Raw genomic sequence first — 12,499 nt, 5'->3', positions numbered from 1 at the left:
TCAACATTAAAATTAAATTTTTTTAATTTATTTTTGTGCAGTAATTATTAACTCATCATCTATCACATCTGCTTGTAGCTGATGTGCGTTGAGATGATCAAGATAAAAATCAGTGACTTTATCGCGAATTTGTTGTTCAATCACACGGCGCAATGGACGTGCACCCATCGCTTCATCATAACCTTGAGTAGTTAACCATGCTTTTGCTGCTGGTGTGACAGTCAAGGTAATATCCTTTTTAGCAAGTGTTGTATTAACCTCAGCTAACATTAAATCAACAATTTTAGTTAAATCTTCTTTAGACAAATGACTAAATTCAACAATTCCGTTAAAGCGGTTCAAAAACTCTGGCCTAAAATATGGTGCTAATTTTGCTAATAATTTTTCATTATCATTTTCATCAGCTTTAAATTTTTCATTTCCAAAACCAGCATTTGATGTAGCAATTATAACCGTATTTTTAAAATTAACGACATTCCCTTGACCATCAGTTAAACGCCCATCATCCATTAATTGTAATAAAAGCGTTAACACTTGGGGATTTGCTTTTTCAATTTCATCTAATAAAACGATTGAGTATGGATTGCGTCGCACCTTTTCAGTTAAAGTATTGTTATTATCTTCATAACCTACGTAGCCAGCGGTCGTTCCGATCAATTTAGAAACAGCTGTTACATCAGCATATTCAGACATATCTAAGCGAATAATATTCTCTTTGCTCCCAAACATGTCTAATGCTAATTGTTTAGCTAATTCAGTTTTACCAACCCCGGTAGGCCCAACAAATAAAAAGCTTCCTATTGGTCGATTTCCTTCATCAAATCCTGCTCGATTACGCCGAATTGCTTTCGCAACTAAGTCAACAGCTTCATCTTGTCCAATTACTTTACCACGCAACCGTTGCCCGATTGTTTTTAAGCGCTCAATATCAGATGCTCCCATTTGAGAAACCGGAATACCAGTTAATCGTTCAGTGGCTTGCGCCACGTCATTTACAGTTGCTACCGTATCAGTATCAGGATTATCTTTTATTGTAGCTAATTTTTTTTCTAATTTAGCGACTTTTTCCTTCATTTGACTCGCTAATTCATACTTTTCACTTTTTGCTGCGCTTTGTTGTTGCTCTTTGGCATCTATCAACTGTTTTTCTAACGCTACTTTGTCAGTAACCGGATGTTTAGCTGATAAATGTGCCGCTGTAATATCTAGTAGGTCAATTGCTTTATCAGGTAATGACCGTTGTGGAATATATTGAACAGCATAATCAACTGCAGCTTTTAAAACCTCATCATTTAATTTAACATGATGGTGTTTTTCATATAAATCACGAATACCTTGTAGAATTTTAAAAGTATCAGTTGCACTTGGAGCATTAACTGTTACTTCATTAAAACGACGGGCCAACGCTGCATTTTTCATAATTGTATTTCGATATTCATCTTGAGTTGTTGCTCCGATAACTGTTAACTCGCCACGACTTAAAGCAGGTTTAATAATGTCAGCCAACCCCTTTGATCCACTAGCATCACCGGTTGCACCAGTTCCCAAAATTTGATGAATTTCATCAAAAAATAAGATAACATTACCTAATGATTTTACTGTTTTAATTAATTCTTGAATATTTTCTTCAAAACTTCCTCGATATTGTGTGCCTGCTTCTAAACTAGATAAATCAATACTAATTATTTGCTTATCTTTAATTGCTGCTGGCACATTACCAGCCACAATTGCTTGCGCTAATCCTTCAATTACCGCCGTTTTACCAACACCAGCATCCCCTACTAGTACAGGATTATTTTTAGTCCGTCGGCTTAAAATTTCGGCAGTTTCTTGAATCTCTGCATTCCGACCTATTACTGGATCTAGTTTACCTAACTTAGCTTCTTCAGTTAAATTTCGGCCTAATTTAGTTAAGATATTTTCTTGATTATTTGCAATATCTGTTTGCTTAGGATTACTCTTTTGTCCAGGCATTATTGGTTGTTGTTTTTTACTAGCAGCCGCTTTTAACTGTGCAAATTGTTCTGGTGTTACTTCTTGACCATTAACTAGATAGCGATTCTCTGAATTAATGCCATTGACCCCACGCATCAATTGATTAAAGATATCATCCATATCTTGATTATTAAAGAATGGATCATTACTAAAAAATGAATTTGCCATAATTAATTTCCCCCTAATTAATTTTTCCTTAGCTATGAAAGCACTTATCATAAATTTGATTATTATAAGTTTAATGATTTTTAATCATTTCTCTGCTCTACATGAATACTATATTACATTGGTTAATAAAGGTCAAACATTTTAACTTGGCATCATTTTTTTATTTTAGCTTTATATCTCATAATAAATTAAATCTTACTACTTATTCAAAGTACCTTATCAATCTTAAAATACCTATTTCTTCACATCTAATATTTTAAAATTAATAAAAAGTGATGCTACCCAAACTGATAATAAACCAGCCAGTGACAACACACTAGTTAACGTTGTCCATGAAAGTAGGGTTTCTTTTTAGTGTTAACCCAAAATATTCCTTTATCATCCAAAATCCCGCATCATTAACATGATCAGCAAAGACTGAACCAGCACCAATTGCTCATACCATTAAAGCAGGATTAACGTTAGTTGAACTAACAATTGGTGCAACAAGACCCGCCGCTGTAATTCCTGAAACAGTTGATGATCCTAAACTTACCCTTAATATAGCTGCAATTAACCATGCCGCAAAAATTGGTGAAATATTAGTGTGAACAAACATTTCTGAAACGTATTGAGAAATACCCCCATCAACTAGTACTTGCTTTAAAGCACCACCACCAATGATTAAAAGCATCATTGCAATTTGTTTAATTGCATCTGTCATAATCTGACCAATCTGCGCCATGGCTAGTTTTTGTTTAAGTCCCATTGTATATATTGCAAAAATTAATGAAATAAGCATTGCAATATCAGGTGATCCAACAAATTCAACTGCCTTTGTCAAAACATGTTTAGCTGGTAAGACAAATGATAGAATTGTTGCCAGTCCTATCAAAATAACTGGCATCATTGATGTTAAAATACTAATTCCAAATTTTGGTGTTTCTTCAAGTTTAAATTCCTTAAATTCACCAAAAACACTCGGCTTTGAATCACGATAAACCTTGGGATAAACTCTTTGTAAAACATAGTTAAAAATTGGGCCAGAAATAATAATTGTTGGAATTGAAACGATAATTCCAATTAATAAAACGCTACCAATATTCGCATTAAATACTCCAGCAACTGCAGTTGGTGCTGGATGAGGTGATAAAAATACATGAGCTGTATTTAATATCGCCGCCATAGGGATTTCCAAATATAGCAACGACATATTTAATTCCTTAGCTACAACAAACAAAATAGGTAGTAATACAACCAAGCCGACTTCAAAGAATAATGCAATACCAACAATAAATGAAGCAATAATAATGGCAATTTGAATGCGTTTGCGGCCAAATTTCTCAATTAACGTATGTGCAATTCGATAGCCACCACCAGTATCCGAAACTAATTTACCAATCATTGAACCTAAACCAAATACGATAGCTAAATGGCCTAGTTGTGAGCCAATTCCTGTTTCAATTGTCGTTGCAATTTTATCGGTTGGAATTTCTAGCATTAATGCCAAAAAAACTGCAGTAATTAGTAATGAAATGTATGTATTTAATTTCACTTTAACAATCAAGAATATTAATAAAATAATTCCTAGTAGTACAATAAATAACGACATAAGCAATTTTCCTATAATATATACTTTATATTATAGGAAAATGTTTTCCTTAATAACTGTAAAAACATTATAACGTACATTTCTCTTTTTTGGTAGCGCTTTCATAAAAATAAAATAGTATAAAAAATTATTCCGATCTCCATAAATTAAAAATATCTAAAAATTATGAATAAAAAAAGTCGTATATCCCTAGGGATATACGACTTTTCACGAGCTTTTAACTATTTAGCAATGATTTCGTTGTATTGTTCACGAGTGTAAACAGATACTTGACGCTTATCACGACCCTTACGTTCAAACTTAACAACACCATCAGCAACAGCGTATAAAGTATCATCATTTCCACGACGTACATTTACACCAGGATAGATGTGAGTTCCACGTTGGCGATAAATAATTGAACCAGCAGTCAATGATTGACCGTCAGCAACTTTAGTTCCAAGACGACGACCAGCAGAGTCACGTCCATTGGCAGATGATCCACCCCCTTTGTGGTGGGCGAACATTGTAAGGCTTTCCATGTTCAACAACATTTTGAGCACCTCCATAAATTATTAATTAAATTGATATTTTTGAATATATTATTCAGCAATGATATCGTCAATAACAACCTTAGTGTATGGTTGACGGTGACCTTGCTTAGTATGCATGTGTTTCTTAGGTTTGTATTTGAAAGTAACAACCTTCTTTTGCTTACCTTGTTTTTCAACAGTAGCTTCTACTTTTACACCGGCAACAAATGGTTCACCAATTTTTGCAGTACGGTTCTTGTAAAGAACAACCTTGTCGAAAGTAACCTTTTCACCTGCTTCAGCAGCAAGCTTTTCAATGTAGATGGCATCACCTTTTTCTACTTTGTATTGCTTGCCGCCTGTTTCAATAATTGCGTACACAGCCATGTTTTGTGCACCTCCTTTGTGTTTTTTCTTAGACTCGCCATAACACGTGCTCGCTATAATCGAGCTTAATACGTGATCCGTGCGGTTGCAGTAACACGTAACGATTACGTGAAACACAACAAAGTACATACTATCAAATAATAGACACTTAGTCAATGTATTTAATTACATTTATAGTTGTACATCCATATTATCCGGCGATTTTAATAAATCTTCAATTGCTTCATTTTTATGAATCCGTTCAATTGCAGCAGCTAAAAGCGGTCCAATTGAAAGTTGTGTTAGGCGTGGAAATTGTTTTGCTACAGCTAAATTAATTGAATCAGTCGTTACGTACTCCTTAATTGGTGCTTCTTTTAAAATCGTCACTGCATCGCCAGACAAGACCGCATGTGTAGCCACACCATAAATTTCAGTAGCGCCAGCAAAATGGAGCGCCTGGGCTGATGCAGACATTGACAAACCAGTATCAATAATATCATCAACAATAATTGCTCTTTTATTAGCAACTTCACCAATAATTTCTGAAGGACCTGCTGTATCCTTCTCATTATCCCGATTATCAATGATAGCAATAGGGGCCTTTAGTAATTCAGCAAATTTTCTTGCCCGACTTACGCCTGAATGGGACGGCGAAACAACCACAACATCTTCTCCAACAAGATGGCGTGTAAAAAAATAATTAGCTAATAAGGGGGCTCCTAATAAGTGATCAATAGGAATATCAAAAAATCCTTGTACTTGATCAGCATGTAAGTCAATTGTAATAACGCGATCTACCCCATTCATTTCAAGCATCGAAGCAATTAACTTAGCAGTAATCGGCTCACGTGAGCGTGCCTTGCGATCTTGTCGTGCATAACCATAATAAGGCATTACTACATTAATTTTGGCCGCACTAGCTCGTCTAAGCGCATCAACCATAATCATTAATTCCATTAAGGAAGTATTTACTGGATCAGCAACTGCTTGAATTACATAAATTTCAGCACCACGAACTGACTCTCCAATTGAAATTTGAATTTCACCATCAGCAAAATGCTTTACTTCAGCTTCACTAATTGTCAAGCTTAATTCGTCAGCAATTTTTTGTGCCAATGGTAAATTTGAATTAAGTGCGAACAACTTAATATTTTTATTTTCTGCCATTTTTTTACCTCATCTAGCTTTTTATGTCCTTTTAATTGTCGCAAGAAATCTCAATTCTTGCAACAAACAAATCAGCTTTACTTCATAAAATCAAACGGACTTAAGTCATTTAAACCAATTAAAGGATCAATATCTTGATCATCTACGTTTTTAATAGTTAATCGATAATTAGTTGTCCAAGCTAGTTTATTATCATTATCAATGCGTTCTTCAATACCTTGATTTGGTTTTACAGTATATGCATTAACTGTTTCATCTAAACTTTTAGTTACGGTATCCGTTTTAGTGTTACTATTAGCTACTAGTCCTAGTTTTGCTTCCTCATTTAGTGTTGTTTTTTGATAAACTGCAGTTATTCTTTGGGCTAAGGTTGTTTGCCGATTAGCCCCTAACTGATTGACAGCCTTAGCAAACGCAGTTGGTTCCCCAATAATTACTAATTTTTTACTGGCACGTGTTAGTCCTGTATATAATAAATTACGTTGGAGCATCACTGAATATGCATTTACCAGTGGTAAAATAACTACTTCAAATTCGCTACCTTGAGCCTTATGAATAGATATTGCATATGCCAAGGTGAGCCGTTGCCAATCGGAACGTGGATAAGTAACTTCACCAGACTCAAACGAAATTATTAATTCATCTGTCTTGGTATCATTCCCAACATCTTTTGCTAAATTGATTGCTACAATTTTGCCAATATCACCATTAAATATATTACTTTCTGGGCTATTAACCAATTGTAAAACTTTATCACCAACACGAAAAACTTGATTATTAAATTCCACTTGGCGTCCTTTATGTACATTTAATGGATTCACTACATCTTGTACAAGTCTATTTAAATGATCAATTCCTGCTACTCCTCGATACATTGGGGCTAATATTTGAATATCAGTATCTTTGAACCCTTTTTCGTAAGCCTTTTGGATAACCTGTTTGACTATTTGACTAACTTGATTGGTCCGCGCAAATAAAAATGATCTATCCGTTTTATTATTAACTAAATCTTCTGGAATTTTACCCTGTTTAACGGCATGTGCCAAGGGAATAATCGAACTTTCTTGTGCTTGCCGATGAATGTGTGTTAATTCCATTTGCATAAAAGCTTTGCTTTGTAATAAATCAGCAAACACTTGTCCTGGTCCTACTGAAGGTAGTTGGTCTTTATCACCCACTAATAAAATTTGCATTTTTAAAGGTACCGCAGCCACTAAAATATCAAATAACTGTGTATCAATCATCGACATTTCATCAATAATCAGCAACCTTCCCTTTAAATCTTCTACTTCTGGTACTTTATTTTTTTCACGGCCAGTCATCCCTAAAAGACGATGAACTGTTTTAGCTGGTAATTTAGTTGACTCACTCAACCGTTTAGCTGCTCGACCAGTTGGTGCTGCTAGTAATATTGGCAACTCTGGCTCTTTTTTGTAAGCGTTTGTATCCAAATCCACTTCATTTAATAGAGCAAACGTACCTACAAAGCCATTAATAATCGTTGTTTTCCCAGTACCCGGTCCTCCTGTTAAAATAAATAATGGTTCATTAATTGCTGCTATAATTGCTTTCCTTTGACTAAGGTCATACTTAACATTTAACATTTTTTCAACACTAGTTAGCGCTTCTGTAATTTCACTAGTACTAAATTTTTTAGAAACACCAGCCTTAGTTAACCGTTTTAAATGCTCAGCAATATTCCACTCTGCATGATACAAATCAGCTAAATAAACATGTGTGCCCTCGGCAATAATTTTTTTAGATTGAGCAAATTCAAGTAAAACCATTTGAATATTCTCTTGATCAATGACGATTTTGTTATTTCTAAGTAATTTTTGACTTTCTTTTAAGACCAAATTAACATCTTGATAAGTATCCCCACTACTAAAACTTTGACTAGTTAAAACACTAATTATACTAGCACCAATTCTAATATCCGCATCTAGTGGAATTCCCACAAGTTGTGCAATTTGATCAGCTTTTTGAAAACTAATCCCCTCAATATCTTCAACTAACTGATAAGGATTGTCTTTAATTATTTTCAATGCATCATCCCGATAAGTTTCATAAATAGTTGTAGCCATATTAGCGGTAAAGCCAAATTGTGCTAAGCCAATAATTATTTGTTCAATTCCATTATTTTTTTGCAATTGCTCAACAAAACTGGTTAATTTATCTTTTTTTAATTTAAGTGGCGTTAAGACACTCGGATCAGCTAAAATTAAAGAAATTGCCTCTACCCCTAATAATTCAACAATTTTTTGAGCAGTTTTTTTGCCAATACCTTGAAAAAGTGGGCTCGATAAATAATTAATTAGGCCATTTTCAGTACTAGTACCTTGATTTTGATAACTAGTAACTTGAAATTGTTGTCCATAACGTGCATGTTTTACTAAATGGCCAATAATTCGATAAGTCATTCCTTCTTGAAGATCACCAAAACTTCCAGTTACGACAATTTCTGGTTCGTGCCATTCAAAATTATTTTCTTCAACTGAAAAGGCTCCTACTTTATAAAAGCTATCCTGAGCTTCAAAAAAAATTGAATGCATTTTACCAACAAAATAAAATTCTGTCGTCATGGATTGTTGCTCTTGCACCTGAATGTCTCCTCCTAACTCTTTTGATTAATCATCTTGATTAGATCATCTACCCGTTGTTTATTTTTAGTAAAATACTCTATATCAGATTGCTTAAGCGTTTTAAAATAGTCTTGTGAATCTTGGCCTAAAACTAACGCGACCAATCCACTCCCAAAAAGGGCAATGCTGTTTTTAGCGTCTAAATTTAGCACTTTTTGATAATAAGTTTGGGCTTGCTTAAAATCACCAAGTGCAAGTAACATATCAGCTATCAAATTATTCAACGCAACATCATTTGGGTTTATCTCTAGAGCAGTTATTGCATATACCAACCCATGTTGAAAATCTCCCATTTGTTGCATTGTTTGGGCTAGCATAATTAAAGCTTCACCTTTCAAATCTGCATCTGTTAACTGATTAAAAATCCCCCATGCCTTTTGATATTCACCTGCTGAATAGTAGACAGTACCTAAAGTATATTGTAAATTTTCATGGCCATTGTTATCATTTTTCTCAACTTGACCAAAAGATTTCATAAGTAATTCTTCCGCTTCCGGATAATTTCCCATCTTAGTCAATAAAATAGCTAAATCATTATAGTTACGCCAATCACGTGGATTTTTATCAATCGCTCCAATTAATATATGTATCTCTTGTTTGATTTTTTTTTCTAAAATTTCTCTTTGCTTTTTCATATTTAATTCCTAACTAATTTAAATTGTATCATTAGCCGTTTGTTCAGCAGTTAAATAATTTGTTTGATTTCTAACTATTTCTGTAAAAATTTGATTATCAGTGGTTTCTAAAACAGTCAATGATGTATTACTAATGCCCCCTCGTGCACGAATATCTGCTAATGGGGTTCCTAAAAGTGAACCAATACCTGCTGTAATTGCTGCTCCATGTGAAATAAATAATAGATTAGCATCATTATCATGATTATTGACTGCTAGTTTAACCGTATCACCAAAGCGTTGCATAACACTTTCAAAAGATTCAGCACCAATTTTTGAACCATCCCATAATTGTGGATTATACCGAAATCCTTCATATAATATCGGATATTTATCCTTAACCCATTCAAAAGATTGGCCTTCCCAACTCCCCAATGCAAATTCTTTTAAACCACTTCTAAGTGATAAATTAGGATTTCCATTTAAATATGGCCATAGTCCTAAAGCTGTTTGCCGAGCTCGTTTAATCGGGCTAGCATAAACATGGTTAAATTTTATTTTACTTGTTTTTAAATATTGGCCTAATTGACTAATTTGACTGTAGCTTTCTGGCAATAAATTTGAATCCCCATTAGCACCTTGGTATCGTCCTTCCAAGTTCCACTCAGTTTTGCCATGTCTTACAAAATATACCTTTGTCATAAGTGTCCTCCGCCATAATATGTACAACTAAGTATAGCATAATAAACTAGCACTCTAATTGCCAATTAATTAATCAAACATATTTAAAATCGCAGTAAATCGGCTAATTTATTATCAGATGAAGATACAAAAAAAGGGGTATACTACAACCCCTTAGCAAATATTTATTCAAATTTCACTGGAATCTCAATTTCATCAATTGGTTGATTATCAACAATCAATAAAGCTATCATAACATATAAAATTGAATTATATTTTGAATATGAAGTATAGCGCGGTTCCCAACTATCCGCATATTTACTTTTAAAATTGCGCAATCCTTGAAATGAGTAAAAATTAGAACCAAACTGGTAAACTAAATTAGCAATTCGTTCCTCTGAAAAACTTTGGTAATATTGCCCAACATTAGCTAATGGAGCCATTCCTAAGTTAAATGTTTTATACCCTTGAACTTGCATTTTTTCAAATAAGTTAATAAACATGTAATCCATCGTACTACCTGGTGCATCATAACCAAAACGCATTAAGTCGACTGATATTTCACAATGGTCATCACTTGACATGATAGAAGCAAAAGCACATATCTTATTATTTTCATCAACTATAACTGCAATTGGTGCTTTTTGTAAATAATCGCGCTTGAAAAAACCTAGTGAGAAACCCTTTTCTCGCCGTCCTTGTAACCATTGATCAGAAATTTTATTCAATTGATCCAAGAATTCTTCCGAATATGGTGGTTTAATAATTTCAAAGTGATAGTTATCACGTTTGAAGCGATTAACAATCGTTCTTTGTGTCCGTCGTTTGCCGCCTTGCAAGCTAAACGATGGTAAATCAACGTGGGCTTCCTCGCCCATTTTAATAAAATTGTAACCATATTCATGTGCTAGCATTGCAATTTCTTGCGATACTTCATAAAATACTGGCGTATAGCCTAAATGATCAGAATCGTGGATAAATGCTTGCATTGCTGCTGGAAAATCAGGGGCGTTACCAAATGGATCACCCATTACTAATAATTTACTATTTAATCGTCTAAATTGAATTACAACTGTGTCTTCACCATTATTATTTTGATAAAAAAACAATCTCTTATCTCCTAGATAGGCTAATTGACTAGTTGCATTTCCCTTAAACTGGTTAAGAAGATTAGCTAATCTGGTTTTTCCACTTAAATAATCAACACCCACTATAATTCGATGACCTTCCAAATAACGTTCTAATATGAAGACAAAACTTGTCACAATTAAAATGGCTAACAAACCGCTTAACCAAATTTTGGCATTTGGAAATAAAATAAATTCAATATGATGGCGAATATGCGAATGATGATGTTTTATCCCTGGTAAACTGTACACGCCCAAAAAAATATACAAAACAACTAGCAATGCCCAAATAAAACTATCAACAGTACGAGCTTCCCAAGAATATATAAATTGTTGCCGAAATAATCGCTTACGAACTAATAATACTAAAATTAAAAGGACCATAGTAAAGGTAACAGATACATATGCTGCTTCTCGTACAAACATATAAACCATAGTTACTAATAGAACAATCACAGTTGGTATCAAAGCACGTTTAACCTTTGATGCTATCCCACGAGCTACCATCAATAACATAAAACCCAACAAAATATTTGGAAATTCGTAAATTAAATTAGCCGACCATGGATTTACTGCACTCAACCAATGCCATCGTTCAAAGGCATTCGGTATGGTTGCATATACAATCATCATAACGCCTGAGAAGTATAGTAATACCGTAACAATACCATGGCCAATAGTCATTATCATCTGCTTTGGTACATCATTATAACGTTCGCTAAAAGTAGCTCCAAAATTATGAATTAGTAATACTAGGCCAATAATAAAAGGAATAATATAATACGCAATGCGATACAGTAATAACCACGCAATTGCTGTTTCTCGTGGCAAGCCTAAGTCACTCAATCCTAAAATCATAATCACATCAAAACTACCAATTGATCCGGGAATTAATGATGCAATTCCAATGATGGTCGCAGCAATTAAAATTGGTAACATTTGAACAATATTAATTGGAATTCCTAAGGCCCAACCGGCAGTAAAAAAAGTTAACACCACACCAGTCCATTCAAGAACTGAAATTCCTGTTATTTTTAACTTAAAACTCTTTGTAATAACATTTTTTTTAAGGCTAGATGTCAACCATACTACTGGAATGTATAAACTACCGCCTACCAACCAAATCCAGTATTGTTGAACATAATGATTAGCATAACCGCAAATAACTAATAATAGTGCGATAGCACTATAAATTGATAAGCCTGACATAATAAACATGAATAGACGTGTTAAAGTTTTTGCGAATAATTTATTATTATTTTTTTTACCATAAAACTCTGTTCGTAATCCGACACTTACAAAACCACCAAAGCCGGCCAAATTATTAATTGTATTAATAACCCAACTTGTTTCAAATAAATATCTCAAGTTTAACTTATTGTTAAGTGTTTTATTTAATAACATATCATAACCAAGCATGGGCGAAACGCCAATTAGCCCAATCATTACTACAGCCACTAACTTGATAAACGAAACATCACCAAACTTATCTACTAAGATGGCTGGTGATATTGTCTTACTAATTGAAATAACTTCAACTAAAATGGCAATTGAAACTGCAATTAAAAATATTCCCTCAAATACTTTAGCATATCTTTGTAATAACACCTTCATCTTTTGCATAAAATCCCTA

General features: G+C 33.8%; 8 protein-coding genes, 1 pseudogene and 1 other annotated feature. All 9 genes and pseudogenes read right to left on the bottom strand.

Features of this window, described 5'->3' with window-relative positions:
* Positions 1 to 27: 27 nt before the first annotated feature.
* A complete protein-coding gene (locus JOC59_RS01375) occupies positions 28 to 2,163 on the bottom strand; it encodes an AAA family ATPase (RefSeq protein ID WP_205143003.1) in 2,136 nt (711 codons plus the stop codon).
* A 234-nt stretch (positions 2,164 to 2,397) separates the two neighbouring features.
* Positions 2,398 to 3,754 (bottom strand): annotated as a pseudogene (locus JOC59_RS01370) (gluconate:H+ symporter).
* 221 nt (positions 3,755 to 3,975) lie between these two features.
* Positions 3,976 to 4,287 carry a 50S ribosomal protein L27 gene (rpmA, locus tag JOC59_RS01365; RefSeq protein ID WP_205143002.1) on the bottom strand — a complete coding sequence of 104 codons (312 nt, stop codon included), beginning with the start codon at positions 4,285 to 4,287 and terminating at the stop codon, positions 3,976 to 3,978.
* A 48-nt stretch (positions 4,288 to 4,335) separates the two neighbouring features.
* Positions 4,336 to 4,647 carry a 50S ribosomal protein L21 gene (gene rplU, locus JOC59_RS01360; RefSeq protein WP_205143046.1) on the bottom strand — a complete coding sequence of 104 codons (312 nt, stop codon included), beginning with the start codon at positions 4,645 to 4,647 and terminating at the stop codon, positions 4,336 to 4,338.
* Positions 4,648 to 4,673: 26 nt separating this feature from the next.
* Positions 4,674 to 4,750, bottom strand: a sequence feature (ribosomal protein L21 leader region).
* A 74-nt stretch (positions 4,751 to 4,824) separates the two neighbouring features.
* Complete coding sequence (locus tag JOC59_RS01355) at positions 4,825 to 5,802, bottom strand: ribose-phosphate diphosphokinase (RefSeq protein WP_205143001.1); 978 nt, start codon at positions 5,800 to 5,802, stop codon at positions 4,825 to 4,827.
* Between the two features lie 77 nt (positions 5,803 to 5,879).
* On the bottom strand, positions 5,880 to 8,402 hold the full coding sequence (recD2, locus tag JOC59_RS01350; RefSeq protein WP_250966285.1) for an SF1B family DNA helicase RecD2: 2,523 nt from the start codon (positions 8,400 to 8,402) through the stop codon (positions 5,880 to 5,882).
* A 14-nt stretch (positions 8,403 to 8,416) separates the two neighbouring features.
* Positions 8,417 to 9,079 carry a tetratricopeptide repeat protein gene (locus JOC59_RS01345; protein ID WP_205143000.1) on the bottom strand — a complete coding sequence of 221 codons (663 nt, stop codon included), beginning with the start codon at positions 9,077 to 9,079 and terminating at the stop codon, positions 8,417 to 8,419.
* Positions 9,080 to 9,097: 18 nt separating this feature from the next.
* The gene (locus tag JOC59_RS01340; RefSeq protein WP_205142999.1) at positions 9,098 to 9,760 is read right to left on the bottom strand and encodes a histidine phosphatase family protein; all 663 of its coding nucleotides are present in this window, start codon (positions 9,758 to 9,760) and stop codon (positions 9,098 to 9,100) included.
* Between the two features lie 164 nt (positions 9,761 to 9,924).
* The gene (gene mprF, locus JOC59_RS01335) at positions 9,925 to 12,489 is read right to left on the bottom strand and encodes a bifunctional lysylphosphatidylglycerol flippase/synthetase MprF (protein WP_205142998.1); all 2,565 of its coding nucleotides are present in this window, start codon (positions 12,487 to 12,489) and stop codon (positions 9,925 to 9,927) included.
* Between the last annotated feature and the right edge of the window lie 10 nt (positions 12,490 to 12,499).

This window comes from Periweissella beninensis (assembly GCF_016908275.1).
In the GTDB taxonomy this organism is placed as follows: domain Bacteria; phylum Bacillota; class Bacilli; order Lactobacillales; family Lactobacillaceae; genus Periweissella; species Periweissella beninensis.
The sequence above is the reverse complement of the archived record's forward strand: the minus strand, read 5'-3'. Positions and strand labels throughout refer to the sequence as shown.

Coding starts and splice junctions, on each gene's coding strand:
- mprF (WP_205142998.1), bottom strand. CDS start 12,489: ATGCAAAAGATGAAGGTGTTATTACAAAGATATGCTAAAGTATTTGAG.
- JOC59_RS01340 (WP_205142999.1), bottom strand. CDS start 9,760: ATGACAAAGGTATATTTTGTAAGACATGGCAAAACTGAGTGGAACTTG.
- rpmA (WP_205143002.1), bottom strand. CDS start 4,287: ATGTTGTTGAACATGGAAAGCCTTACAATGTTCGCCCACCACAAAGGG.
- JOC59_RS01345 (WP_205143000.1), bottom strand. CDS start 9,079: ATGAAAAAGCAAAGAGAAATTTTAGAAAAAAAAATCAAACAAGAGATA.
- JOC59_RS01375 (WP_205143003.1), bottom strand. CDS start 2,163: ATGGCAAATTCATTTTTTAGTAATGATCCATTCTTTAATAATCAAGAT.
- JOC59_RS01355 (WP_205143001.1), bottom strand. CDS start 5,802: ATGGCAGAAAATAAAAATATTAAGTTGTTCGCACTTAATTCAAATTTA.